General features: G+C 63.7%; 26 protein-coding genes and 1 tRNA gene. 3 read left to right on the top strand and 24 right to left on the bottom strand.

Features of this window, described 5'->3' with window-relative positions:
- Position 1 precedes the first annotated feature (1 nt).
- Positions 2-661, top strand: a complete 660-nt coding sequence (locus QMF81_RS10710; RefSeq protein WP_281750792.1) for a phosphoadenosine phosphosulfate reductase family protein — start codon at positions 2-4, stop codon at positions 659-661.
- A gap of 92 nt (positions 662-753) precedes the next feature.
- Here QMF81_RS10710 and QMF81_RS10705 read toward each other — a convergent pair.
- A tRNA-Met gene (locus tag QMF81_RS10705) sits at positions 754-830 on the bottom strand.
- 144 nt (positions 831-974) lie between these two features.
- Between QMF81_RS10705 and QMF81_RS10700 the strand changes: the two genes are divergently transcribed.
- Positions 975-1,844 (top strand): DMT family transporter, encoded by an 870-nt coding sequence (locus QMF81_RS10700; RefSeq protein ID WP_281750791.1) that lies wholly within the window; start codon positions 975-977, stop codon positions 1,842-1,844.
- Positions 1,845-1,852: 8 nt separating this feature from the next.
- On the opposite strand, the gene QMF81_RS10695 is transcribed toward QMF81_RS10700, so the two are convergent.
- The 9 genes from QMF81_RS10695 to QMF81_RS10655 all read right to left on the bottom strand — a co-directional run bounded on the left by QMF81_RS10695 (position 1,853) and on the right by QMF81_RS10655 (position 9,667).
- Positions 1,853-2,056 carry a hypothetical protein gene (locus QMF81_RS10695; protein WP_281750790.1) on the bottom strand — a complete coding sequence of 68 codons (204 nt, stop codon included), beginning with the start codon at positions 2,054-2,056 and terminating at the stop codon, positions 1,853-1,855.
- Between the two features lie 102 nt (positions 2,057-2,158).
- Entirely contained in the window at positions 2,159-2,887 is a 729-nt protein-coding gene (locus QMF81_RS10690) for a 4Fe-4S dicluster domain-containing protein (protein ID WP_281750789.1), read from the bottom strand.
- Positions 2,888-2,958: 71 nt separating this feature from the next.
- Positions 2,959-3,690, bottom strand: a complete 732-nt coding sequence (locus QMF81_RS10685) for an amino acid ABC transporter ATP-binding protein (protein WP_281752974.1) — start codon at positions 3,688-3,690, stop codon at positions 2,959-2,961.
- A gap of 15 nt (positions 3,691-3,705) precedes the next feature.
- Entirely contained in the window at positions 3,706-4,713 is a 1,008-nt protein-coding gene (locus QMF81_RS10680) for an ABC transporter permease subunit (RefSeq protein WP_281750788.1), read from the bottom strand.
- 77 nt (positions 4,714-4,790) lie between these two features.
- Entirely contained in the window at positions 4,791-5,603 is an 813-nt protein-coding gene (locus QMF81_RS10675) for a transporter substrate-binding domain-containing protein (RefSeq protein ID WP_281750787.1), read from the bottom strand.
- A 106-nt stretch (positions 5,604-5,709) separates the two neighbouring features.
- Positions 5,710-5,874, bottom strand: coding sequence for a hypothetical protein (locus QMF81_RS10670; RefSeq protein WP_281750786.1), 165 nt, complete (start codon positions 5,872-5,874; stop codon positions 5,710-5,712).
- A 128-nt stretch (positions 5,875-6,002) separates the two neighbouring features.
- A complete protein-coding gene (locus QMF81_RS10665; RefSeq protein ID WP_281750785.1) occupies positions 6,003-7,316 on the bottom strand; it encodes a histone deacetylase in 1,314 nt (437 codons plus the stop codon).
- Positions 7,317-7,325: 9 nt separating this feature from the next.
- Complete coding sequence (locus tag QMF81_RS10660) at positions 7,326-8,984, bottom strand: hydantoinase/oxoprolinase family protein (protein ID WP_281750784.1); 1,659 nt, start codon at positions 8,982-8,984, stop codon at positions 7,326-7,328.
- Between the two features lie 26 nt (positions 8,985-9,010).
- A complete protein-coding gene (locus QMF81_RS10655) occupies positions 9,011-9,667 on the bottom strand; it encodes a lactate utilization protein (RefSeq protein ID WP_281750783.1) in 657 nt (218 codons plus the stop codon).
- 116 nt (positions 9,668-9,783) lie between these two features.
- On the opposite strand from QMF81_RS10655, the gene QMF81_RS10650 reads away from it, so the two are divergent.
- The gene (locus tag QMF81_RS10650; RefSeq protein WP_281750782.1) at positions 9,784-10,566 is read left to right on the top strand and encodes an inositol monophosphatase family protein; all 783 of its coding nucleotides are present in this window, start codon (positions 9,784-9,786) and stop codon (positions 10,564-10,566) included.
- A gap of 68 nt (positions 10,567-10,634) precedes the next feature.
- Here the strand turns inward: QMF81_RS10650 and QMF81_RS10645 are convergent, their stop codons facing one another.
- The 14 genes from QMF81_RS10645 to QMF81_RS10580 all read right to left on the bottom strand — a co-directional run bounded on the left by QMF81_RS10645 (position 10,635) and on the right by QMF81_RS10580 (position 25,543).
- Positions 10,635-12,053: a carbon starvation protein A gene (locus QMF81_RS10645; protein WP_281750781.1), complete on the bottom strand. Its 1,419-nt coding sequence runs from the start codon at positions 12,051-12,053 to the stop codon at positions 10,635-10,637.
- Positions 12,050-13,801 carry a LytS/YhcK type 5TM receptor domain-containing protein gene (locus QMF81_RS10640; RefSeq protein ID WP_281750780.1) on the bottom strand — a complete coding sequence of 584 codons (1,752 nt, stop codon included), beginning with the start codon at positions 13,799-13,801 and terminating at the stop codon, positions 12,050-12,052. Before QMF81_RS10640 ends, QMF81_RS10645 begins: the two co-directional genes overlap by 4 nt.
- A gap of 131 nt (positions 13,802-13,932) precedes the next feature.
- Positions 13,933-14,739 (bottom strand): LytTR family DNA-binding domain-containing protein, encoded by an 807-nt coding sequence (locus tag QMF81_RS10635; RefSeq protein WP_281750779.1) that lies wholly within the window; start codon positions 14,737-14,739, stop codon positions 13,933-13,935.
- Positions 14,736-15,713: a tRNA (N6-threonylcarbamoyladenosine(37)-N6)-methyltransferase TrmO gene (tsaA, locus tag QMF81_RS10630; RefSeq protein WP_281750778.1), complete on the bottom strand. Its 978-nt coding sequence runs from the start codon at positions 15,711-15,713 to the stop codon at positions 14,736-14,738. The genes QMF81_RS10635 and tsaA overlap by 4 nt, the downstream gene beginning before the upstream one ends.
- Positions 15,710-17,797: an ATP-dependent helicase gene (locus QMF81_RS10625; RefSeq protein WP_281750777.1), complete on the bottom strand. Its 2,088-nt coding sequence runs from the start codon at positions 17,795-17,797 to the stop codon at positions 15,710-15,712. Before QMF81_RS10625 ends, tsaA begins: the two co-directional genes overlap by 4 nt.
- Positions 17,798-17,813: 16 nt before the next feature.
- A complete protein-coding gene (locus QMF81_RS10620; protein ID WP_281750776.1) occupies positions 17,814-19,151 on the bottom strand; it encodes an alkaline phosphatase family protein in 1,338 nt (445 codons plus the stop codon).
- Between the two features lie 51 nt (positions 19,152-19,202).
- On the bottom strand, positions 19,203-20,171 hold the full coding sequence (locus QMF81_RS10615) for a calcium/sodium antiporter (protein WP_348772175.1): 969 nt from the start codon (positions 20,169-20,171) through the stop codon (positions 19,203-19,205).
- Between the two features lie 272 nt (positions 20,172-20,443).
- Complete coding sequence (gene sctU / locus QMF81_RS10610) at positions 20,444-21,496, bottom strand: type III secretion system export apparatus subunit SctU (protein ID WP_281750775.1); 1,053 nt, start codon at positions 21,494-21,496, stop codon at positions 20,444-20,446.
- Positions 21,493-22,278, bottom strand: a complete 786-nt coding sequence (sctT, locus tag QMF81_RS10605) for a type III secretion system export apparatus subunit SctT (RefSeq protein WP_281750774.1) — start codon at positions 22,276-22,278, stop codon at positions 21,493-21,495. The genes sctU and sctT overlap by 4 nt, the downstream gene beginning before the upstream one ends.
- Complete coding sequence (gene sctS / locus QMF81_RS10600; protein ID WP_281750773.1) at positions 22,275-22,544, bottom strand: type III secretion system export apparatus subunit SctS; 270 nt, start codon at positions 22,542-22,544, stop codon at positions 22,275-22,277. The genes sctT and sctS overlap by 4 nt, the downstream gene beginning before the upstream one ends.
- A gap of 10 nt (positions 22,545-22,554) precedes the next feature.
- Positions 22,555-23,214 (bottom strand): type III secretion system export apparatus subunit SctR, encoded by a 660-nt coding sequence (sctR, locus tag QMF81_RS10595; protein ID WP_281750772.1) that lies wholly within the window; start codon positions 23,212-23,214, stop codon positions 22,555-22,557.
- The gene (sctQ, locus tag QMF81_RS10590) at positions 23,198-24,214 is read right to left on the bottom strand and encodes a type III secretion system cytoplasmic ring protein SctQ (protein ID WP_281750771.1); all 1,017 of its coding nucleotides are present in this window, start codon (positions 24,212-24,214) and stop codon (positions 23,198-23,200) included. Before sctQ ends, sctR begins: the two co-directional genes overlap by 17 nt.
- Before the next feature lie 18 nt (positions 24,215-24,232).
- On the bottom strand, positions 24,233-25,060 hold the full coding sequence (locus QMF81_RS10585) for a type III secretion HpaP family protein (RefSeq protein ID WP_281750770.1): 828 nt from the start codon (positions 25,058-25,060) through the stop codon (positions 24,233-24,235).
- A 3-nt stretch (positions 25,061-25,063) separates the two neighbouring features.
- Positions 25,064-25,543, bottom strand: coding sequence for a YscO family type III secretion system apparatus protein (locus QMF81_RS10580; RefSeq protein WP_281750769.1), 480 nt, complete (start codon positions 25,541-25,543; stop codon positions 25,064-25,066).
- Positions 25,544-25,548 lie beyond the last annotated feature (5 nt).

Raw genomic sequence — 25,548 nt, 5'->3', positions numbered from 1 at the left:
TATGCGGCATCCTTGGGACACCCTGCTAGCCACGGCACGGCAGCGGATGCATTGGGCGTGGGAAGCATGGGGGCCGCGGGTGGCGGTGTGCTGGACTGCTGGCAAGGACTCGACGGTAGCGCTGCATCTGTGGCGCGAGGTGGTCGCGGCCGCTGGGGCGCGGCCTCTGGCCGTGACCATCGACACGGGATGGAAGTTCCCGGAGATTCGGGAGTTTCGCCAGCGCCTGGCTGGAGCGTGGGATGTGGACCTGCGTGTGTTTACCCCGCAGGAGATCTCCCTGCCGGTGGCTGCTGATCCCGTGCAGTGCTGCGCGGCGCGCAAGGTGCTGCCGCTGCGCCGCGCGGTGCAGGAGTTGGGGCTCGCTGCGCTCATCATCGGGGTGCGGGCCGACGAGCATCCGGAGCGCGCCGCCACTGGCTGGCAGTGGGCGGTGGACGGCCACGTCCGCATCGCCCCGCTTTTGGAGTGGTCCGAGGTGGATATCTGGACCTATCACGCCTGGGCGCAGATCCCGTGGTGCCCCCTGTACGATCAGGGCTACCGCTCCTTGGGGTGCGTGCCCTGTACTTCCCGTTCCCATGACCTGGCCGAGCGTTCCGGCCGGGACCTGCGCAAAGAGTCCCACATGGCCAGCCTGCGCAGCCTTGGGTATTTTTGAGCTGTCCGGAAAAGGCGCTTCCGCTGCCCGGTGCGTTTGAGGGAGCCGAAAGAAAAACCCCGCATTCTTGCGGGGCCAGGAATATCTTGGATTGGTAGCGAGGGAGGGACTTGAACCCCCGACTCTGCGGATATGAGCCGCATGCTCTGACCGACTGAGCTACCTCGCCACTGCCGTAAAGCGAAGTTCGCCTTTAGTGATCCTGGCCTAAAAACGCAAGCATTTTTTGCGGCCCCTATGGGCTTGCCGGCGCGGGCAGGATGTGGAAAGGCCCGCTGCTTCCACTACGCAACACTTCTTGAGGATCGTCGCTATGCCTACACCCTGGGGAGCTCCCCTTGCCCTGCTTGCCGCCATGCTCCTTTGGGGCAGCTCGTTTGTGGCCTTCAAGTATGCGGTAGCCGCCTTCCATCCGGTGGTGGTGGTCTTTGTCCGGCTCCTTTTGGCGGCGGGCCTTTTTTTCGTGTGGTTGCCCTCCAGCCGCCGTGTGCGGGTGGCTCGTCAGGATTTGCCCCTGCTAGCAGGGATGATCCTCTGCGAGCCGTGTCTCTATTTCGTGCTGGAGGGCGCCGCCCTCAAGTACACCACCGCCTCCCAGGCCGGGATGGTCTCGGCGGTGCTGCCGGCGCTCGTGGCCTTGGCCTCGGGATTTCTCGGGGAGCGGCCCGGGCTGCGTTCGTGGGTGGGGCTGGTGCTGGCCATGGCGGGAGTGGGGTGGGTGAGCTGGCTCGCGCCGGCCACAGACTCTGCCCCCGATCCGCTCTTGGGCAACGTTTTGGAGTTTGCCGCCATGGTATGCGCCGCGGGCTACACGCTCTGCCTCAAGGTGCTCTGCCGGAAGTACTCGCCGTGGTTGCTCACTGCGGCCCAAACGTTGGGCGGCTTGATCTTTTTTGGAATTTTGATGGCAACCCCGTGGGTGCCGCTGCCCACTGCCTTCCCATTGGGCCCGGTCCTGGCGGTCCTGTATTTGGGGGTCGCCATTTCCGTGGGGGCGTATGGTCTCTACAACTATGGAGTGAGTCGTTTGCCCGCCTGGCAGGCGAGCGCCTATATCAACCTCATCCCGGTGTTCGCCCTGGTGCTGGGGTGGGCCGTGTTGGACGAGCCGGTGAGCGCATCCCACGGGCTGGGGATCATCGCGGTATGCCTTGGTGTCGGGCTTACCCAGCGCCGTGGGTGAGCCCTCGGTTACACGGTCCCTGCCATACGCCGGAAGGTGTCGCATTCGCCCCGGTCGCGGAACGGACAGGGGCGGTCGGAAAACCACCCTTTGCGGGGGCACCAAAAACGGCCCACGTAGGGTTGGTTGCATCCTGAAGGGTTGAGGGCCACGGCAGTGGTGGAGCCGAAATGGACCGCGCCAGGGGTTTGGGTGACACGCCACAGGTTCATGATCCACCTCCAGGATACGGTTTCTGCTGCTTGCGAGTAACCATGCAGGAATCGTTCCTTGGAGGACAAAAAAGCCCCCGCTGTCGGGGGCTTGGCCAGAAGCTACAGGCCGCGGGCGAGGGGTTCTTCGCGCAGGACGCTTCCTTCCCGGGCAAGGATGACGCGGCGGGCCGGGATGGAACATTGCGCCTGGCCTATGGCCTGGGCCGCGAGACTGGAAAGTCCGGCGCAGCAGGGCACTTCCATCTCCAGCACCGTGAGGTCGCGGATGCCGGCCTCGCCAAGGATGCGGGCGAGTTTTTCCCTATTGGCCTCGCGCTCCTCGAATTTGGGGCACGCCAGGGCCACCGCGCGGCCAGGCAGAAACTGTCGGTGCAGGGCAGGGCTGGCGGCTGCAGCGCAGTCGGCAAGAAGCAGCAGGGAGGCGCCGCGAAGAAACGGGGCGCTTTCCGGGATGAGCCGGAGTTTGACCGGCCAGTGCCCGAGGGCGGAGGCCGCAGCTGCGGGGGCGGACGCCTCGGGCGCTGCCGCAGGGGCGTGCAGGGTCATGGCATGGGATCCGGGACAGCCGCAGGCAAGCGGTGCCGCAGCCCTGGCCGCGTGCGCCAGGGCCGCTTCCTCGTCGAAGGGCTCGGCCTCGCGTTCGATGAGGGTCAGCGCCCCTTCCGGGCAGTGGCCGAGACAGGCGCCGAGGCCATCACAGAAACTGTCGCGCACAATGCGCGCCTTGCCATCCACGATGGCCAGAGCGCCCTCGGCGCAGTTGACGATGCAGGCACCGCAGCCGGTACATTTTGCTTCATCGATGTGGATGATGGTGCGGGTGGGCATAAGGCTCCTCCTTGGTTGGTGTGCCTTGGTCCTCACTCATTGGCCGGCTGCTCGCCTTGATGGAAGTCAAATTAGAGGATTTGGCTCAAAAACTCCTTGGTGCGTTCGTGCTGCGGGTTGGTGAAGAAGTGTTCCGGCGTGCCTTCTTCGAGCACCACGCCATGGTCCATGAACAGCACTCGATCCGCCACCTCGCGGGCGAAACCCATTTCGTGGGTGACCACCACCATGGTCATGCCTTCGCGCGCAAGCTGCTTCATGACGTCGAGGACTTCGCCGACCATTTCCGGGTCCAGGGCGGAGGTGGGCTCGTCGAAGAGCATGATTTTCGGGTCCATGGCCAGCGAGCGGGCGATGGCCACGCGTTGCTGCTGGCCGCCCGAGAGTTGGTCCGGCCGCGCGGCATGCTTGTCTGCGATGCCCACCTTGCGCAAAAGCTCCATGGCGCGGTTTTCCGCCTCTGCCCGGGAGCGCTTGCGCACCACCCGTTGGGCCAGGGTGAGATTGTCGAGCACCGTCATGTGGGGAAAGAGGTTGAAGGACTGGAACACCATGCCCACTTCGGCACGGATGACGTTGATGTCGCAGTCCGGATCCAGGATGTCCACGCCGTCCACGACGATGCTGCCGCTGTCGGCGTATTCCAGGCGGTTCAAGCAGCGCAGGAAAGTGGACTTGCCGGAGCCGGACGGCCCGATGACCACCACCGTTTCTCCGGGTTCGATGTCCAGGGATACTCCCCGCACGGCGTGGACGGGATGGGGAAGATAGAAGGTCTTGGAAATGTTGCGGACACTGATGATGGGCATGGGTTCTCCTCAGATGGCCTTGCGCTCCAGATATTGGACAAAAAGGGAGAGGGCGAAGGTCAGCACCAGATAGAGCACGGCGCAGACGATCCAAATCTCAAAGGGCTGCAGGGATGAGGACACCACCTCCCGCGATGCCTTGGTAAGCTCGCGGATGGAGATGACCCCGAGGAGCGAAGAGTCCTTGATGAGGCTGATGAATTGGCCGGCCAAAGGCGGCAGGATGCGGCGCATGGCCTGCGGCAGGATGACGCGGCGCATGGCTTGGGCATAGGTGAGCCCGAGGGAGCGGGCCGCTTCCATCTGGCCGCGATGCACGGACTGGATGCCGGCACGCACGATCTCCGCCACGTAGGCGCCGGTGAAGATGGCCAGGGCCACAACCCCGTACCACAGGGGATCAATGGGATTGAATCCCCATTTGCTGAGGAGTTGGTTTACCAATGTGCCGACAACGAAATACCACAGAAAGATCTGCACCAGCAAAGGAGAGCCGCGGATGATTTCGATATAGGTCACCGCGCTCCAGCGCAGCGCGGGATTGACGCTGATGCGCGCCAGCCCCGTGAAGAGCCCGAGGACAATGCCGCCGACAATGGCGAGCGCGCTCACCTTGAGCGTGATCCAGAGCCCTTCGAGGAGCAGGCCGGGGCGACCGTGGGACTCCGAGCCAAGGGTATCGCCCGGGGAGATGAAATCACCCTTGCGGACGCGTACGGTAGCGGCGGGGACCAGGTGGCGCTCTTCTTTGCCGCTGGGGTCCACGATGATCACGGTGGCGGTGGCTCCGCTTGTCTCCACAGCGCGGACCTCGCCTTCCAGGGAAGCACGGATGTCCTTGACTTCAGTGTACCAAAAATACTGGGGGACGCGGTTCCAGCGCCAGATATAGTCCACGGACGTGGAGGCTGCGTACATGCTCCACAGCACCAGAAACAGCCCGGCCACGAAGACGGCGCGCCACAGAAGAAAATAGGTTTTGCCTTTGGGACGGTCCAAGGCGGAGGAAAAATGCATGGGACCTCCGGGGAATCAAAATGCCACATCCGGCCGCAGGGACCGGATGTGGCGGCAGGAAGGATACCTGTGCGGGGTTACTGGACTTCCTTGAGCCACTCCGTGCCCTTGATCCATTTGGTGTAGATGCGGTCGTAGCGGCCGTCGGCCTTGATCTGGCGCAGGAAGTTGTTGAGCCAGTTGAGGAAGTCGGGATCGCCGGGTTTGATGCCAAAACCCAAGGGCTCGTAGGTGAACGGCTCGTCCAGAAAAACGAGTTTGTCCGCCCCCTGCTGGGCCATGAACACGGCGCAGAAGGGCAGATCGTAGACAAATGCGTCGGCATTGCCGTTGATCACTTCCATGGCGCCGTCGGATTCCTTTTCAAAGCTCTTGTACTGGGCTTTGGGCATGAGGCGTTTGACCGCCTGCTCGCCGGTGGTGCCGATGCGGGATGCCACCACATACTTGGGGTCGTTGAGGTCTTTGTAGGACTTCACGCTGCCGGCATGCTTCTTGGCCAACAGCACGGTCTGGCCCACCACGATGTAGGGGTCGGCAAAGTTGATCTTGAGGTTGCGCTCTTGGGTGATGGTGATGCCGCTGATGATGATGTCGAACTTGTCGGCCATGAGCGCCGGGATGATGCCGTCGAAGTCGGTGTTCACGATGGTGAGCTTGACGTTCATGGCTTTGGCCATCTCTTTGGCCAGGTCCACGTCGAAGCCGACGATTTCACCCTGTTTGGTGGTCATCTCGAAGGGCATGTAGCCGGCGTCCAGGCCCACGCGCAGTTCACCGCGTTTGACGATGGCGTTGAGCGTGGACTTTTCGGCCAGTTCGTGGTCCGCGGCCAGGGCCTGTGCGCCCCAGACGACGAGCACAAGCAGCGAGAGAAGAATACGGCGCATGACGAGCTCCAATGGGCTAGAGGTTTCGGGACGGAGTACTTGCCTTCGGTCAACACTTCTGTGATCACCAGGGCCGCCTGCGTGGACAAGGCCCCTGTGATCCTGCTTAATACTTGCCTTCGGTCAATACTTCTTTGATCACCAGAGTGACCTTGCAGATTTCGCATTGGGGCATGGGCTCTTCGGGGAGGCAGATGATCCGGGTCTGCCGGCACTTGGGGCAGACCACCTCCACAAATTCCCGGGAATATCGATCTTTCAGGAGATCCATGGCTACTCCTCCGAAAAAGGAAGGGCCTTCCTAGGGCAAAGTGGCGCAAAGCTCAAGAGCGGGGCACGTCGAGAGACGGCCCCGTGTGGGGTATTGCGGGGGCGGTGCGCTGCGTTGGGCAGGGGCGTCTATCGCGCATGGCGGATGCGCTTGCGGACCCGGTCGATGAGCTGCACGTGGGCGAAACTGCTGTCGGCCTGGGCCTTGCGGAACAGGGCGTCGGCTTCGTCCACACAATTGTCGCAGCCTTGGATAGGCACGTGGATGCCGAGGCTTTTGGGCACGCGGTCCGAGGCGCTTTCCACATGGAGCCAGCCCGGGCAGTACGGGCAGTCGCGCAGGCGTTCGATCTGGTTTTCCGTGATGCCGTCGGTGTCATAGAAAATGGAGCGCCGTCGGACGAAGAACCTGCCTTCGCGCTCCACCTCTTCCCGCTGGGTGGGCTCGAAGTACACCTGCGGCAAGTGGTCGCACAGGGCCTTGATGTAGTCGAGGGTGGATTGGTGTTCTCGAATGCGTTCGGGGTCCAGGTCGGGCTCGCGCACCGCCGAGTAGTCCACCCCGGCCAGCGCCAGGGCGATGCCCAAGTTGACGTAGGGCAGCGCCCCTTTGATGGCGTAGCCGCCTTCGAGCACGGCGATGTGCGGCCCCAAGAGCTCTGTGAGCCGCGCATAGCCTTGGGCCGTGAAATTCATGTTGGTGATGGGGTCGGAGTAGTGGTTGTCCTGGCCGGCGGAGTTGATGATGATGTCGGGTTTGAAGTGGTCGAGGATGGGCTTCACGATGCCTTCCACGGCCATGAGATAGCCTGCGTCCGAGGTGCGCGGCGGCAGCGGGATGTTGATGGTGCGGCCCAGGGCCTTGGGGCCACCGCATTCGGCGGGAAATCCGGTGCCCGGGTACAGGGTGCGGCCGTCCTGGTGCAGAGAGATGAAGAGCGTGTCCGGGTCGTGCCAGTAGATGTCCTGGGTGCCGTCGCCGTGGTGGCAGTCGGTGTCCACGATGGCCACGCGCACGTTGCCCATGCGTTCGCGGATCCATTCCACCATGATGGCCTCGATGTTGATGTTACAAAACCCGCGGCTGCCGTGGACGCAGCGCATGGCGTGGTGCCCTGGGGGGCGCACGATGGCAAAGGCCCGCTCCCGCTCCTTGTCGAGCACCAACCCGGCGGCGCGGATGGCTCCGCCGGCGGAGATGTGGTGCGAGTGGGTGGTGACGGCCTCCACGGAAGGGAAGCAGAAATGCACCCGGGCGATGTCCTCGGGGCTGGCGACCAGCGGCCGGTATTCGCCGATGCCCTCGATATCGAACACCCCTTCCTCGCGGAATTGGTCCTGGGTGTAGAGCAGGCGCTCTTCCCGCTCCGGGTGGGTAGGCGAGATGGACCAATCATAGGCGGGAAAGAAGATGACGCCGAGACTATGGGAAGCGCGGAGCATATGGTCTCCTTATGCGGCAAGGGTGGTCAGGACGCCTGGACGCAACTGGCAGCGCACGCGGATGTTGCGGCCGATGGTGACGTTGTTTTCCACCATGTTGAAGCTTTCGGCCTGGAGCACGTGGATGTCGTCGGCATGGGCGCGGATACCCTGGCGGGTGAGTTCTGCGGAAAGAAGCGCCCGGGCTTCGGCCACGGCTTGCTCGAGCGTATAGGTGCGGGGCACGGTTTTCATGATGCCCAGCCCCGGGGCCGTGAAGCGGCCTCGGGCGGTGTCCACGGTGAGCACCACCCCTTGGGTGGGGCGGGTGAGGCAGGCGCCGATGGCATTGGCCACCGGGCTATGGGGAGGCACCAGGGCCGGCAGTTCCAGGGCTGTTTCCACCAGCGGGGCCAGGGCCTTGGCCGGTCCGCCGATGAGCAGCACCTGTTTGGGGGTAAGGCGCCGCTCCTGGAGGATTTCCTGGATGGTGTACACCGGGCGCGAGTTCACTAGGGCGAGAAATTCGCCCACGGCGCGGGAGAGGATCCCCATGGCGGTATCCACGATCTGGCGGGCGCATTCCCGCACCGAGGAGCCCTGCCGCATGGCCAGCTCGCGGATGCCCGCCATGGAGCGCTCCGTGTCCGCGTAGTGGGCGTAGCCCAGCACATTGACCGCATCCATGAGCGCTGGCGCAGGACCGCCGGCGGCCATACACGGCCCCAGACGGTCCGGGCCGACGCGGAAGGCGCCGCCTTCGAAGCGCACGACGGAGTCGCCGCCCAGGGCGATGGAGGTTACCTGCAGGGCGCGGACCAAGGTGGGATGCCCGGCGAGGGTGATGCCGTCGCGCTCCAGAAGCGGAGTGCCGTCGAGCAGCAGGGCGATATCCGTGGTGGTGCCGCCGATATCGAGGACGATGGCGTCTTCGCTCTGGGGCGCGGCGGCCAGGATACCCATGACCGATGCCGCCGGTCCGGAAAAGATGGACTGCACCGGGATCTCTCGGGCCAAGGCCAGGGGCATGGTGCCGCCGTCGGCCTTGACGATATTGACTTCGGTCTGCACGCCCAGTTCGGCAAGGGCCCCTTCCAAGGCATGGGCAAAGCGGTGGAAGGCGCGCCAGGCCGCGGAATTGAAGTAGGCCGTGGCCACGCGGCGGCCGAAGTTGAGCTGCTCGGCCACTCGGTGCCCGAGGCTGATGACTTGGGCTTGGGGACGCAGCAGGTCGGCCACGAAGAGCTCATGCTCGGGGTTGCGGGTGCTGAATTTCCCCACCACGGCGTAGGCGGTGATGTTGGCGGCCTTGCAGGCGGCCAGATGGGGGGCCACGTCCCGTTCCCGCAACCGCCCGGTCACCGTGCCGCGGTGGTCGATGGCGCCGGGGAGCACGATGAAGGGATCGCCGATGCGGTAATTTTCCGCACGGATGCCGGGGCCGGGGATGGCAAAGACGGCCACTGGCTCGGTGGTGCCGGTGACGATGGCGTTGGTGGACAGGGTGGTGCTCAGGTTGACCGAACTGATGGCGTGGCCTTGGGCTTCGGCGGTGAGCTTGCGCAATACCGAGGTGATGGTGGTCAGGAGATCGCCGTCCGTGGGCTCCTTGGCTGCGGCCATCACCCGGCCTTCCTTGATGAGCACGCCGTCGGTATGGGTTCCGCCCACATCAATGCCGATATGCATGGATGCCTCCTTGAGAGTATGCCTGGCTACAGCCCCAGGTCGGCGTTGGTGAGGACCACGTGGATGCGGCCTTCGGGATAACAGCGTTCGGTGATGGTCCAGACGTTGCAGATGCGTTGCGGGCTGGCGCACTCGGCGCACTTGCCCGTGGTGGTGCACGGCGTGGGCATGGCCAGGCGCAGGGCATTGGCCGGGGCCGCCAGGTATTTGATGCGGCTCTGCGCTGCGTCCACGTCGGGCACGAGTTTATTGCGGCCCACGAGCACGATGACGCTTCGGGGGCCGAAATGGAGCGCTGCCACCCGGTTTCCCAGCATATCCAGGTTGACGAGATGTCCGGCCTCGGTCACGGCGTTGCTGCCCATGAGAAAAAGATCGGCGAGCAAGGCCTGGCGCCGGCGCTCATAAAGGTCACTGGGGGGGATGGATCGGTCAAGAGTATCGATAATGGCCGCCGGTGTCTGCGCTTTGACTGCGGCGTAGATGCCGGTATCCACAAGGCTCATGGAGCCGCCAAAGGCAATGGACCGGGGCGCCAGGGTCGGGATGAGCGTGTCGAGGATGATGGACTTGGCTGCATCAGCGCTTTGCGCCAGGTGCACGGCAAAGCCGTTGCGCTCGAGCTTTTTGGCCACGGCTTCGAGGCGCAACTGATAGAAGGCATCGCGGGGAGCAGTCGTCATAGGGCCTCCTCAATTGTGCACGTGATGGAACTTTGCCCCGGAGGTCGTGGATACGCAAGGGAAAAATCCGCCAGAGGTTGATTCCTTTCGGCCTTTGGCATGCGAGGGAGGATGGAATGCGGGAAAAATGGGTTGATGCGGCCTTGGCCGCGGTGCGTGCGGCAGGAGAGCGGATTCGCCAGGGCATCGGCGCGACCAAATCGGTGCGCTTCAAGGGGCCCATCGACTTGGTGACCGAGACGGATGAGGCGGTGGAGGCTGCGCTGCGGGAGAGCCTTGGGCGCATCCTTCCCGAGGCCGACTTCTATGGCGAGGAATCGGCCAGCGGCGCGCTCCCGCAGCAGACCTGCTGGATCGTGGACCCCGTGGATGGCACCACCAATTATGCCCACGGACTCCAGCACGTGGCGGTGTCCGTGGCCTTGTGGCAGGGGGGACGGCCGGTCTTTGGCGTGGTGTATCTGCCGGTGTTGGACGAACTCTTTTGGGCGGTCGCCGGCGGCGGGGCATACTTGGGGCAGACCCGTATCACGGTGAGCGCGACCGGCCGCCTGGAGCATTCCCTGGTGGCCACGGGGTTCCCCTACACCGTGGCCGAGCAGGTGCAGGCGCACATTCAGGTCCTGGGCCGGGTGCTCCCCCGCTGCCAGGGCATCCGGCGTTTGGGGTCAGCGGCCACGGACTTGGCGTATGTGGCTTGCGGCCGCTTCGAGGGGTTCTACGAGGCCGGGCTCAAACCGTGGGATGTGGCCGCGGGCTGGCTCTTGGTGGAGGAGGCCGGCGGCCGGGTGACCGACGCCGCGGGGGCGCCCTTCTGTTTTGAGGCCCCATGGATTGTGGCCACCAATGGCCGGGTGCATGCCGAGCTCGTATCTCTGGTGGCAGGCGGGGGAGCGTGAACGCCTGAAGTCCAAAAAAAGCCCTGGGGCCGTGTGCTCCAGGGCTTTTTTCGAGAGCGGCGTATGCGTTAGGCCGGGGTTTGGCAGCAGCGCTGACGGTTGGCGTACACGAGGAAGATGGCGAAGAGGGCGAGGGCGATGCCGACACCGGCCATGTTGGAGATGTCCGCAGGCAGGTTGAAGCCGATCTTGGCCTGCAAAATGAAGGAGGCGTCCACCGCGCTCATGAAGGTGGCCGGCAGCGAGCAGATCCAGTGGAACTTCTTCTGCTGCGCCAAATAGCAGGCCGCGGCCCAAAGCATGAGCATGGAGAGCATCTGGTTGGCCCAACCGAAGTAGCGCCAGATGATGTCGAAATTCACCTGCGTGAGGATGAAGGCGATGGCAAAGAGGGGCAGGGCCAAGGCGAGGCGCTTGCCAATGGCCTTTTGCTCCATGCCCAAGGTCTCGGCGATGATGAGCCGGGTGGCGCGGAAGGCGGTGTCCCCGGAGGTGATGGGCAGCACCACCACGCCGAGGATAGCCAAGGCTCCGCCCACAGAGCCGAGCAGGGTGGTGCAGACTTCCTTCACCACCAGGGAGGGAGTGCCGCTCTTGATGACTGCCTGCAGGGCCGGGGCGTCGGCATAGAAGCTCATGCCGGCCGTGGCCCAGATGAGGGCGATGATGCCTTCCACGATCATGGCCCCGTAGAACACCAGGCGGCCGTGGCGTTCGTTCTGGATGCAGCGGGCCATGAGCGGCGACTGGGTGGAGTGGAAGCCCGAGATGGCGCCGCAGGACAAGGTGATGAAGATGAGCGGCCAGATGGGCAACCCTTCGGGATGGATGTTGGTCATGACATCGAGGTTGGGCAGGATGGTATAGCCATGGTACACGAGCCCGCCCATGACGCCGACGCTCATGAAGAGGAGCAGGGCGCCGAAGATGGGGTAGAGCTGACCGATGATTTTATCGATAGGCAGGACGGTGGCCAGGAAGTAGTAGACAAAGATGACGGCCACCCAGAGCTGCACGTTCATGCCGCTCATGTTGGCCAAGAGCTTGGCCGGGCCGAGGATGAAGACCACGCCCACCAAGAGGAGCAGAATGACGGAGAACAGCCGCATGACCTGCCGGGCGGTCATGCCCAGGTAGTTGCCCACCACCTCCGGAATGCTTGCCCCCCGGTCCCGCACGGAGAGCATGCCGCTGAAGTAGTCGTGCACTGCGCCGGCAAAGATGCAGCCGAGCACGATCCACACCAAGGCCACCGGCCCGTACAGGGCTGCGAGGATGGGGCCGAACACCGGGCCCAGGCCGGCGATATCGAGAAGTTGGATGAAGAATACCCGCCAGGTGGGCATTTCCACATAGTCCACGCCGTCGGCCAGCTGGCAGCAGGGCGTGGGACGGTCCGGCTCCACGCCGAAGACCTTTTCCACAAAGGCCCCATACGTGAAGTAGCCGATGAGCAGTAACGCGATACAGCCAAAAAAGACAGTCATACCAAAACCTCCTTGAAAGTAGTTTTCCTGGGATGATGCACGGTCGGTAATGTTTCGGGGCAGTCGCCGTCCCCAATAGGGATGCAGAACTCCACGCGGGTCCCCTGGCCAGGATGGCTGGTGATGCGAAGTCCGAATGTTGGGCCGTAGAGCAGGCGCAGCCGTTCGTCGCAGTTGGCAAGACCCAGATGGTGGGGCGTGCGATGGGTGGTGACCGCCGCAAGGGTGGCGGCGTCCATGCCGCAGCCGTTGTCTTCGATGGTGATACGCATGCCAGCGTCGTCCATGGAGGCGGTCACCCGCACCACGCCGCCGGCCTCCACATGCCGCAGGCCGTGCTGGATGGCGTTTTCCACCAAAGGCTGGATGACGAGTGGTGGGATGCGGCAGGCCCGGCACGCCGGATCAATGGCAAACTGGGTGTGGATGCGATCTCCAAAGCGGGCGCGTTCGATGGCCAGATAGGCTTCGACGCGTTCGAGTTCTTCGGAAAGTGGCACAACCGGGCGATCGTCGGCGATGCTGCCCCGCAGATATTGGGAGAGGTCAAGGAGAAGCCCCCGCGCCCGGCCAGGGTCGGTGCGGCAGAACGAGGCCACAGCCCCCAAGGCGTTGAAGAGAAAATGGGGATTCATCTGCGCCTGGAGGCGTCGGATCTCCGCCTGCGCGAGGAGCTCTTGGCTGCGGTGGATGTCTTCGAGTTCGAGCTGGGAGGAAAAGAGTCTTCCAAGCCCTTGAGTGAGCTGGAAAAAGACTGCGTCTAAAGGGTGGGCCCGGGTCCCGTAGAGTTTGAGGGACCCCACCACATGCTCTCCTTTTTGGAGCGGCACGAGGATGGCGGCGGTAAACGGGCATCCTGGGTGATCGCAGCCGATGTCTTTTGCCGAGCGCAAGAACACGGCCTGACCGCTTTCGAGCACCTGGCGGGTGGCCTGGGTGCGGATGGGTTCGTGCACGCGGTGGTGGTCGGCCCCTTCGCCCACGTGGGCGAGAACACAGGTGGTATCGGTGATGGCCACTGCAGCCACACCAAGCTCCTGCCAGAGGATGCGGGCCGTGGCCGCGGCCGTGGCAGGGGTGAGGCCGTGGCGCAGATGGGTGACGGTGCGGTCGGCCAGGGCGAGGATGGTGTGGGCCTGATGGGCGTCGCGCCGCTCGCAGAGCTGGAAGAGCACGGCGATGAGGTGGGTGAGTACTCCAGCGCCTGCGGCATTGAGCAGGATCATGGGGGCCGCGATGATGCGCACCAGCGCCATGGCTTCATCCAGGGGGCGGGAGAGGATGAGCACCAAGCCCATGTGCAGGGATTCGCCGGCCATGGCGGCAATGATGGCGAGGCCGGCGCTCAGGCGAGGTCCTCGGCGGGCCAGCAGCCCTGCCCCAAGGCCTTCCACGATGGTGGCGATGGCGCACGGGAGAGCGGAAAATCCGCCGATATCGATGAGGATGCGGTGCGCCCCGGCCACCACGCCAGCACCCAAACCCACGAGTGGACCGCCGAAGAGGCCGGCGGTGATGATGCTCATGGCGCGCAGGTTGGCATACGAATGCTGCACCGGGTCCCCGACGTAGGTGCCGAGGATGCCGAAAACACCAAACACTCCAATCCAGGTGAGGGTGGACAGTGGGCTATGGGGTTTGAGCCCCAGGCGGCGCAGCGGTCCCAAGGAAAAGACCACGAAGGCGGCCGAAGCGATGAGCCCGGCAGCCATGGCCAGACGAGGAAAGAGGGTGAGGATGGCGTCCATAGTGTGCTTCCGATGGCGCATCGGTGCGCAATGATGGAGACGAAAACAAGGGGGCGTGGACGAAAGGGCGCTTTTGCGGGTTGAGCTGTCGTTCTTCAGGGATGGACGACCGTCGCTGAACGGCGCCTCCTTTAGGTGAGCACCTGGAGACGGCGTTTGAATTCTTGGGCCTGGAGGCGGCTCACGGTGATTTCGGTCTTGGCTTCGTCGTCCATGACGAGCACGTAGCGGCCGCCCTCCCACGGGGAGTAGGCGCGCACATGCTGGAGGTTGACGAGAAAGGTGCGGTGGGCGCGGAAGAATCCGTAGGGCGTAAGCTGGGTTTCCAGCCGGTCCAGGGAGACGGCTCCATAGGCCGGGTAGGCGCCGTCGCGGTCGTGGATGATGATGCGTTTGTCCGCGCAGCGGCAAAAAAGGATCTCCTGCGGGGCAAGCAGCAGGATGCGCCCCCCGCTTTCCACCGGGACGCGCGCGCCGCTGCGGCAGATCTCCTGGCGGGTGGCCTCCAAGGCGGCTAGGATGCGCCCCAGGGCGTCGGGCGTGGAGGTCGGAGTGCCGCGCCGGGCGCGGATGCGGGCCACTGCCTGGGCGATGCGCTCTTCGGCAAAGGGTTTGAGCACGTAGTCCACGGCTTCTGTTGCAAATGCCGCTACCGCGAATTGGCTGTAGGCCGTGACCAGCACCACCGCCGGAGCGTGGGGGAGCTGGCGCAGCGTCTGGCAGAGGTCCAGACCATGGGCCCCGGGCATGTGGATGTCGAGAAAGATGGCGTCTGGCGCCGTGGACTGGACCAGATGCACGGTCTCGGCGGCCGAGGCCGCGGCGCCGACCACCTCCACGCCGGGGATGCGCGAAAGTACCCAGACCAGTTCGTCCCGGGCGGGGGGTTCGTCGTCAGCCACCAGGCAGCGCAGGAGAGTAGAAGGTTCGTTCGTCATGGTGCTGTCGGAAAAGCTGGATGCACGCGCCGCACGTCCAAGGCCACCTGCGCCAGGTGTTCGAGCTCTTCCGTCAGCGCCATGGCCGCCTCGAGGCTCTCCCCCCAGCACAGCAGCCCGTGCTGCTGGAGGAATACGGCGGCAGCAGCTTGGGCGGCTTGCGCCACGGCCGTGGCGAGCTGGGGACTTCCCGGAGGCAGGGCGGGCACGGTTTCCAGGCGGATGCGCTCGGTCTCGAAGAGGGGAAGGTCCGTGGGGGAACCGCCCTGGAGCATCAGGGCCGTGAGCCGTGGCGGGTGGGTGTGGACGATGGCCCGGGCCTTGGGCACCTGCTGGTACACGGCCAGGTGGGCCGGGGTCTCCGAGGACGGAGTGCCGCTTCGGGGCGTTCCTGTGGCAAGGTCCACCACAGCGAGGTCTTCGGGCGCGAGAAAGCCCTTGGCGCGGCCGCTGGCGGTCACCATCACTGTGGAGGGGTCCAGGCGCAGCGAGATATTGCCGCTGGCTCCGGGAAAAAGTCCCCTCTGCCAGCCACGGCGGCCGACATCGATGACGGCCTGGACAGGGTCGAAGGCGCGGCGGCCGGGGCGGTCGGCGTTTTTGATATCCAGGATCGGGGTGCCATCCAGGGCTTCCAAGGGATGCACGAGGATGTGCAGCCCGTGGCGCTGGAGCACGGTCACCGGGTGGATGCCGATGGGGTTGGGCCGGTCTGGAGAGCGGGTGAGAAAGACGCCGCGCTCCGGGATGTTCGGATCGGCCATGGGGTGGCAGCGAAGCACGGTACGGTCTGCCTGGTGGAGCCAGGTGAGGAGGATGAGCCGGTCTCCGGGGGTGATCTCCTGGGCGGCGGGGGCCACTTCGGGGGAGAGCTCGATCCAGGCCGCAGCGGTATCCGGGCCGGCGGCGCGTGGGGTGTGCTCGCGGCTGGTGTAGGGCGAGCGCACGGTGGCGACAGGGTGGCACGCGATCATGCTTCCATCTCCACGTAGTTTTGCAGGATGAGTTTGAGGCCGAATCCAGGAAAGAGGATGCGGTACTTGTCCGGCGGCACCACGGCCACGATCTTGCCGCGGCCAAAGATTTTGTGTCGGCAAAAACCGCCGTCCTTGGGGATGGCGCCTGCAGGCGAGGCGGATAGCGAAGGCGCCTCAGGCGCTGTGGGCGCAGGGGCGAGGCGCTCGCGGGTGCGGGCCAGGATGGCTTCCGGGGCGTCTTCGAGGAAGGCGCAGGGCCGGGCGGGCATGGTGCCTGCCTGGGTGGTGACGGCCTCCGGCGAAAAGAGCGCAAGTCGGCGCCGCGCCCGGGTACAGGCTACGTAGAGCAGGCGGCGTTCCTCTTCCAGGGCGTCGGCGTCCAGCAGGGCGTGGCGCGAGGGGAAGCGGTCTTCCACCAGGTCGATGATGATGACCGCGTCCCACTCGAGGCCCTTGGCGGAATGCACGGTGGAGAGGATCACGGCCGCGTCGCCGGCCTCTTGAGGTTCCGGGGTCTCCAGGGTGACATCGCTCAAAAAATCGGTCCGGGAGGTGTAGCCTTGGGCGATGTGGAGCAGCTCTTCGAGGCCAGCCTCGCGGCGGGGGTAGTCGTCGGGATAGGTTTCGCGCAGCACGGGCTGGTAGAAGGCGAGGATGCGCTCCAGGGCGGGCGCGGGGGCGTCCATGTCCCGCAGGGCGTCGGTGAGGGCGAGCACTTCCGCCAGCATGGGGCGGGTGGCGGTCATTTTGTGCAGGGCGGCGCTGTCTGCGGTGAGAATGGCGTTGGTGATGCGCGCGGCGCTCTTGGGGCCGATGCCGGGGATCAATGCCAGCAGGCGCTGCCAGGCCGGGGCGTCGGCAGGGTTGTCGGCCACACGCAAAAAGGCGAGCACATCCTTGATGTGGGCGGCCTCGGCAAAGCGCATGCCGCCATACTTGCGAAAGGGGATCCCGGCCTTGGAGAGCTCCAGTTCCACATGGTAGGACTGGTAGCCGGCCCGGAAGAGCACCGCGATCTCCGTCAGGGGAATTTCTCCTGCCCATTCCTGGATGCAGGCCCGCACCAGGGCCGCCTGGGTGCGGTCGGTGAGGGTGCGCACCCATAGCGGCGGTCGCGAATCCTCCAGCAGGGAAAAGAGGTTCTTGGCGTAGGCGTTGCGGAACCCGGTGAGCAGGTGGTTGGCGAGCCCCAGGATGGGCTGGGTGGAGCGGTAGTTCTGCTCCAGCTTGATCACGGTGGCCCCGGGATAGCTGCGCGGAAACTCGAGGATGTTGCGCACGTCCGCCCCGCGGAAGGCGTAGATGGACTGGGCGTCGTCGCCCACGGCCATGATGTTGGGCGCCGGGTCTTCGGGCGCGAAGAGGAGGCGGATGAGCCGCGCCTGGACGCGGTTGGTGTCCTGATACTCGTCCACCATCACGTGCGAGATGGATTGCGCCAGATGGCTGCGGATGTCGGCGTGCTCGGTGAGCAGGCGCTCGAGCTCGAAGAGCAGGTCATCGTAGTCCATCACCCCGTAGTGACGCTTGAGCTGACTGTAGGCCGCGAAGATGCGCTCGAGGTCGTCCTGGAATTGCTGCAGGTGATAGTCCTGGGCCAGGGCTTCTTCCAGAGCGATCTCCTTGTTGCGGCAGCGGGAGATGAGGGCGGCTATGGTTGCGCGCTTGGGAAAGCGCTTGTCTTTGCTGGCGACATTGGCGCGCTCTTTGGCCTCGGCCAAGAGGCTTTCCATGTCGGCGTGGTCGAGGATGGTGATCCCCTGTCCATACCCCAGGCGTTCGGCGTGGCGGCGCAGGATGCCGTAGGCAAAGGCATGGAATGTCCCGCCGCGCACTGCGGCAAGTCCGTGGCCCACGAGGTCGGCCGCCCGGTGGAGCATGTTGGCCGCGGCCTTGCGCGTAAAGGTGAGGAGCACGATGCGTCCCGGCTCCACGCCGCTTTCCACCAGCCGGGCCAGGCGGTAGACCACGGTACGGGTTTTGCCGGATCCCGCGCCGGCGATGACGAGCAGCGGGCCAGTCAGGGTGGTGGCTGCCTGGAATTGGGCAGGGTTGAGGTCGTGGTGGTAGTCGATGGGCATAGCGCTTGGGCTTGGGTTAGCAATACAAGAGCTGCGGCGTGGCCAGACCAAAGTGCCGCAAGACCAATTGCCCGACATCTTTGGGGAAGCAGGCTTCTTCACCCCAGGTGTCGGCAAAGAGGGCGTCGTGGGCGGTGTGCACTCCCTGGCGGGGACTCGGTCCCACGATCTGGGTGCCGCCCATTTTGCCCTGAAGCTCCACCCCAGGGGCGGCGAGGACCACGAGGTCCGGCGCGAGCCCCACAGCCTGCACCCCATAGAGATCTTGGCCGTAGAACACCTCCTGGATGAGCGGGCGGCCGCGGTGGGTGAGGCCGCGGAGGGCCTGGGCGATCTCCTGCTTTCGGGAGAAGGCCTCGGCGTCGGAGAGCCTGCCGTGGGCGAAGCGGCGTCGAGTATGCAGATAGATGCGGCCGGGGTCCAGGGCAAAGGCGGCGGTGGCAGGGCTAAGGGCCGCGGCGGTGTCCCAAGGGCCGGCTGGCGGGCGCAGGTAGGTGAGCAGACCATGGTGGGCAAGCCAGGCGTTGAGGTCGAACTGGCATACGAGAGAGGTAAATCCGTGGTCCGCCATGGCGACGAGACGCTTGGGCCCGCGAAGATCGGCAAAGCGCGTCAGGACCTCGCCGACGCTCTCGTCGAGTTCCTGGATGAGTTCCAGACACGGGCCGCGCCACGGGTGCGTTTCTTCCACCAGGGCAGGATAGAGGAAGTGCCCCACGCGGTCCACCAGGGTGAAGACCACCACCAAGAGGTCCCAAGAGAGGTCGTCCCACAGGAGAGCGAGGGCCTCGCGGCGTTTGCGTAGGGTAGTACGCAAATCTTCCAGAAGTCCTCCGGGATCGTCCAGCCCGCGCTCGGTGTCGGCCTCGATGCGGTATCCGTGCGCTGCGAGAATGTTCCCCAGGGGAGTGGGCCATACGGCTTGGTGGAGATCCTGGGCCGGAAAGCCGGCCACGAGCACCGCCCGGCACGGCGCCACTGGGGCGAGGGCAGGCAGGTTGAGGGCCTTGGAAAAAAGTCCGGCCTCGCCAAGGCGCGCAAAGAGAGTGGGCAGGCGTACGTGCCGGGCATCGGGAAAGAAGAGCGTGCCTGTGGTCGGGTCCACGTCGGTAAAGCCGTAGATGCCGTGTTCCCCAGGCGGGGCGGCGGTGAAAAAAGACGTCCAATTGACCGGGGAGAGCTCCGGCAGGTGCGCCTCCATGGGGCGGGCGTGGCGGCGCAGCTCGCCAAAGGCCGGGAAGCATCTGTTCGCGGCGAGGTGTTCCACCAGGCGCACAGAGACCCCGTCCAGGCCCAGGAGCACCAGCCGCGGGGGCCGATGCTTGCCTGATCTGGTGATGTTGCTTGGTTTCATGAATTTTTCAGGAGAGCGACGCTGTGTTCCGGGTACCGTGGCTGGGCATCGTCAGTTGTTTCCAATGCTTTTTGCCAGCAAGGCTGTATAAAACACGTAACAGGCAACCAAAAGCGCACCTTCGATGCGGTGAATGCGTCCTGGAGCACGAAAATTGTATCCAATGATGAAGAGTGCAAGTGTCAGTGCAGCCATCACCACAACATCTCGACGCAATACTTCCGGACCTACGGCCATGGGATGGATTGTTGCTGCGATCCCGACTACTGCCAGCGTATTGAAGAGATTGGAGCCAAGCACATTACCCAGGGCGATGTCATGTTCTCCCTTGCAGGCGGCGATGATGGACGAGGCGAGCTCTGGCAGCGAGGTGCCCACCGCGACGAGAGTCAGGCCGATGACGAGGTCGCTGATGCCGAACCCACGGGCGATCTCAACGGCGCCCCACACCAACATGCGGGAGCTCGCGAGAAGGAGGGCCAGACCCACCACCAGCCAGAGCACCGCCCGGCGCAGGGGCAGGGGATGGCTCTCGAGTTCCTGGGCTGTTTCGCTCCCCAGTGCGTCTGTTTCGTGGGTCAATCCTTGCCGGACGCTCCAGGCCATGAGTCCGGCGAAGGTGATGAGCAGCACCATGGCTTCCGCCCGGGTGACTTCGCCATCCCAGAGTTGCCATGCCGCCAAGGCAGTGACTGCTGTCAGGATGGGCAGCTCTGTGCGCAGCACCTGCGAACGGACGGTGATGGGGCGGATAGCGGCGGTCACTCCCAGGATCAGGGCGATATTGGCGATGTTGGACCCGTAGGCGTTCCCCAGGGCGATACCGGGATTCCCTTGCCAGGCCGAGATGGCCGAGACCAGCATTTCGGGAGCGGACGTGCCAAAGCCGACGACCACCATGCCGATGAGAAGCGGTGGCACACCGCCATGATGGGCCATGGCCGCAGCTCCGGTCACAAAACGGTCCGCGCTCCAGACGAGGAGCGCTGCGCCGCAGATGACTGCGAAAAAAGGAAGCATCAGGGGACCTCGGTGGTACTGTGGTATCGTTTCGAGCAGGGAACGATGTGGGCGGCCGTTGAGGGAAGCAGGGGGCGGCTTCCCCGGGCACCGTGGAGGGGTCTTGATCCTGCGGTTTTCTTCCCACGGGGCTTCGCCCTCTGCCCGAATGTGGATTCTTCCAAAACGGGGCCGCTTCCGCAACTGCTGCATGGGCCGGGCGTGTTCGTTTGGGAAAATCCGCACCGCGCCCGCAAAGACTACCATTGGGGAACGGTCTGGTGAAGAAGGTATTATGAGGCGCCGCTGGCCTTGAGCTGATACACCCATTTCAACACCTCTGCCACCGGCTCGATGAGATCCGAGGGGATGTAGTCGTCGAGCTGCCCTTTTTCGTAGAGGGCGTGGGCGAGGGGAACGTCGGTCATGATGGGGATGCCCTCCTCACGGGCAATCTCTAAGATGCGCTTTGCCAGGAGGTTTTCCCCTTTTGCGACAATGACGGGGAGTTTCGTCGTATCCTTCTCGTAGAAGAGGGCTACCGCCCGGTGGGTGGGGTTGGTCACCACCACCGTCGCCTTCTTCACGCTCTGGAGCATGGTGTTCGTGAGGAGCTCCTGATGGAGCTGGCGTCGTTTGCTTTTGATATGCGGATCGCCTTCCATCTCCTTGTACTCCTGCTTCACTTCTTCCTTCGTCATCATAAGCTCTTTCAGGTGCTGGCGTTTCTGAAAAAAGTAGTCGGCGGCGGCGAGCACCACGAAGGCCAGCGAGATATAGGTCATGAAGGTCTTCAGAACGGATCGGAGAATGTCGAGGATGAAGGACGGATCCCCGTAGGGAGCGCTCACCAGCGAGGGCAGCACCATCCGGAGCACGAGCGTTACCGTCACGGCAAGGCAGGTCACCTTCACCAGGGATTTGACGAACTCCATGAGGTTCTTCTTGGAGAAGATCCGTTTGAGGGCGCTTGCGGGATTGAGCTTCTGGAGATCGGGTTTGATGCTCTCGAAGGCCATGAGGAAGCCAATCTGGAAGAAGTTCGAGGCCACATCGCACACGATCACCACGAGAAAGAGCGGGAGGAGGAGCTTGAGGGAGATGCTCGTAAGATCATGGAGGAGGAGGGAAAGGGCTTTGTCGAAGGGTTCCATGGCCCTCTCCCCCGCCGTTGCGATCATGTTCTGAAAGCCTGAGAGATAGTGTTCCCGGAAAAGCCAGAGGAAGAGGAAGACCCCGATGACGTTCGTCGCCGATGAGACCTCCTTGCTTTTTGCCACTTGGCCCTTCTTGCGGGCATCTCGGAGGCGCTTCGGGGTTGGTTGTTCCGTCTTCTCGCCGCTCACTGTGCCCACTCCTTGATGGCTGTGATGAGGTGCTCCATGTCCTCCCAGCCCTCGAGGTAGTACGTCACTATAACGGCTAGGTAGAGGACAAAGAGAAAGCTCGCCACTCCGCTTTTTATGGGCATGGAGAGGAAGAAGACGTTCAGTTGCGGCACGAAGCGGTTGACCATCCCAAGGGAGAGATCCACGAGGAAGATGGCGATGAGGAAGGGAGCCGAGAGGAGGAACGCTGTTCGCATGAGCTGATCGGTCTTGCCGAGGAAGAAGAGGGGAAGGCTGCCCTGAAGGCGCGGGAAAAATTCAAAGACCGGCCAGAGTCGGTAGCTCTCGAACACCCCGCTGAGAAAGACGAGGAAGCCTCCGGTAGAGAAGAAAAGCACCGTCACGAGCTGGAGGAGCAGGACACCGCTTGGCGAGGTGCTCTCGCCGTAGAGGGGATCCATGGCGCTCGCCATGCTCGCTCCCCGCTGGTTGTCCACCAGGAACCCCGTCATCTCCGCCGACCAGAAGAGGAGACTCACCACAAAGCCGATCACGAGCCCCACAAAGATTTCCTTCCCCAGAAGGAGAACGCCCCGGTGGAGCGGGAGATGCTCCGGCGCCAGGGGCGCGACGAGGGGATAGAGCGTTACAAAAAGGGCGAAGATGAGGGCGTTTCGGATGTACTGGGGGAGGATGTTCCCGCCGAGGAATGGAAGGACGGTGAAGCAGGCAAACATCCGGGCTGTGGAAAGCGCCGTCACGATGAGGAGGCGTGAGAGCTCGTCGAAGGCGGCGGTCATCGTCCCAGCACCGGTAGGAGATCGAAGATACGCAGAGCGTAGGTAAACATCTCCGAGCCTACCCAGCGGGCCGTAAAGAGCACTGTAGCGATGACGGCGATGAGTTTGATGGCGAAGGAGAGGGTTTGTTCCTGGATCTGGGTGAGGGCCTGGATGAGGCTGACCAAGAGGCCGACGAGGGAGGCCACAATGATGGCGGGAAGCGAGAGGAGGAGGACGAGGATGAGGGCGTTTTTCGTAAACTCCATGATAGAAGGTGTAACCATCACCATTCTCCTATGCGTAACTGAGGACGAGTCCGTGGGTGAGCTTCGTCCAGCCGTCCAGGAGCACAAAGAGGAGGAGCTTGAAGGGGAGCGAGATGGTCATGGGGGAAACCATCATCATCCCCATGGCCATGAGGATGTTGGAGATAACGAGATCAATGACGACGAAGGGAAGGTAGAGGAGGAAGCCGATTTGGAAGGCCGAGGTGAGCTCCCCCACGGCAAAAGAAGGGACGAGGACAAGGAGGTCATGCTCATCGAGAGCCTCGGCCCGCTCCTTCGGCCACATTTTGCGAGCGGATTTCAGGAAGAACTGTCGCTCCCGCTCTGTGGAGTGCTTGGTGAGAAAGGCGCGAAGCGGCTCCACCGTTTTGGGAACGATCTCTTTGAGGCTTGCCATATCAGTCTTTTCCATCGGACTCTCCTGCAAGACCCCGTATATTTGATGTCCCACCGGCGCCATGATGTAGATGCTCAGGATCACCGCAAGGCCGTTGATGACCATGTTGGGAGGGATTTGCTGGATGCCGAGAGCGTTTCGGATGAGCGAGAAGACGACAACGAGCTTCACGTAAGATGTCGTCATCACCACAATGAAGGGTGCCAGGGAAAGCCCCGTAAGGAGAATGATGAGAAAGTAGGGGTCTTGCATGCTACCTTGAGAGAACATCGCCCAACTCCACCACTCGGACGCCAAGGCGCCCCTCGATTTCCACGAGCTCGCCGCGTCCCACCAGCTGGCGGTTCGCATACAGGGAGACAGCGTTCCCGGTAGGCTTTTCCAAGTGGAAGACGTAGCCGGCGCTTATTTTTTCCAGCTCTCCCACGGTCACCATCTTGCGTCCCACCTCAAAGTATATTTCGACCTCCACTTTTTCCTTGGAGACCATCACCTCACCGTCCTGACGTTCGCTCACCTCGTCTGTCATACCGCTATCCCTCCTTTCCTGAATGACTATCATTGTTCCTTCGCGCAATTCTGCCTGGACTTCCTGAGACGGTGGGATCCAGAGCATGACCCGATTTTCGGCTGCCGCGCGCTCCACCAGGATAATGTCGCCGCGTTCAAGGTTTTTGAAGTCGCTTAAAGGGAGAGTCGTCGCCCCCATGATTATCCGCACAGGGATTGGGACGGCGTGGGGAAGGTTTCCTTTTTCCCGGGGGAGATCACGCAGGCGATCAGCTAGCACCTGGTAGCCACCAGGATCGATACACAACCTTCCCCGCCCCTCCAGGCGTCCCGTCTCCTCATGGATCATCGCCATGCCCAAGCCACACGAGAGATGCTCCTTCGGGGCAGCATCCTCCCGCCGGCGGATCTCCAGGCCAAGCGCTGCACCGGCTCGATCGAGGATCTCCTCCCCCACCACCTCTAAAATGGCGTGCTGGATCTCATGGGGAAGCGAAAGCAGATCCCCTATCCTGTCTTCGCCGAGCGTCGCCTCAAGATGGGCATGAAGGAGGCGGGGAGCAATCCAGAAGTTCCAGAGTCCTAGGTGACCGCCTATCTCCACCGGCCATGACACTTCATCGTCTGTCTCCCATCCCTTGGGAAGGAAGCGGAGCCGAAAGAGCTCGCCAAGCCACCGGACCAGGATGTCTCCAGCGAAGATGCTGTTGTGCCATGCCAGTTCTTGGGGAGTGAGGGGTTCCAGTTTGAGCCGTTTCATCGCGTACGCTGCACCGTCTTATGCCTCATATTCTTCCCACACCATACGCCGCTCCCGCGACCGCCCTTCGTTCTGTCCGCCGCCGCTCTCCCCGGTGTAGGCAACGGAGACCTGCACCGGTTCCCTTTGACGGCTCTCGAGGGCCTCCTTCAGGGACGAGAGGTGGGGCGAGAGGAAATCCCTCGTCTCCTGCGAGCCCGTGAGGAACTGCACCTCCAGCCTTCCTCCGTCCCGGAAGATACGGATGTCCGTATCGGGCAGCACGGCGTCGCCGAGCCGGATGCGCACCTCCTGTCGGTGCGACGTTCCTGGCACTTCCACGAGGATGCGCTCCACCATCTTCCGAACAGGCTCGGGAAGCGGCTCCACAGAGGAAGGACTCCGGATGCCCTCTGCCGAAGAGGACGGCTCCAGTGCGAGGGAAAAGCGCCCCATCTGGGAGAGCGCCGCCTCTACGGCATCGCTTTCACCAGCACTCTCACCTTTCGATTCCTTCCCGAGGAGCGGAGCAGGAGCGTTCTCGTGAGTTTCTCCACTGGCTTCAGGGAATTTTTGCTCTCCGTTTCTTTCCGCTCCATGTGCCTCCCGCGAGAGAGGTCCCCGGAAGAAGGGCGATGTCACCGCCTCGTGCGCATTTCCTTTCCGCAGGCTTTCCGTGCCTTCCGGTCCCTCCGTTGGCGCATCCCCTGGGAGCTCCCCATCCTCCTTGGGCGCCTTCTCCCCAAGGGAAGCTGAAAACCGCTCCGCCAGCTCCTCCAACTTGGGATCACGACGGCCATCGGCAGAGGGGGAGGCTTCGTCGGGCGCCTTCGGCTTCATACTTTTGATGTCCTGCATCACCTTCATGCGTTATGCCTCCTCTGCTTGTCCCTCCCTGAGGTGCCCGGAGCTGAAATCCTCCAGTTCTTTGTCTGCGGACTCCTCCTCCAGCTTCCTTGCTTCCACCGTCCAAAGCCGCCGGTGCTCTTCGATCTTCTGCCTGCCTTGCACGGCCTTCCGGTAAGCCGCCCTGGCCTCCTCGAACCTTTGCCTGGCCTCGGCGAACTTCTGTTCAGCTTCCCCTACCGCCCGCTCCTTCGAAAGTTCTTCCGCCCGGAGCATCGAGATGCGGAGACGAAGCTCTTCCACCGCATCGAGATGCACAAACCGTTCCTTGATCTCCATAAAGAGCCGATCTTCCTCTCCTGGGCGCCATCGCCGATACTCTTGAAGATCCTCCCGGCACCGGGCGAGGTGCCGCCGGGCGGCCTCCATCTCCTCCCGCCGCGCCGTCACCTCCCGTTCCGCCCGCTCCTCCCGCACACGCCGGATGCGGAAGAGGTCCTCCAAGGGGT

The organism is Thermodesulfomicrobium sp. WS (assembly GCF_027925145.1).
In the GTDB taxonomy this organism is placed as follows: domain Bacteria; phylum Desulfobacterota; class Desulfovibrionia; order Desulfovibrionales; family Desulfomicrobiaceae; genus Thermodesulfomicrobium.
Note: the sequence above shows the minus strand (reverse complement) of the source record. Positions and strands in the feature narration are given on the sequence as shown.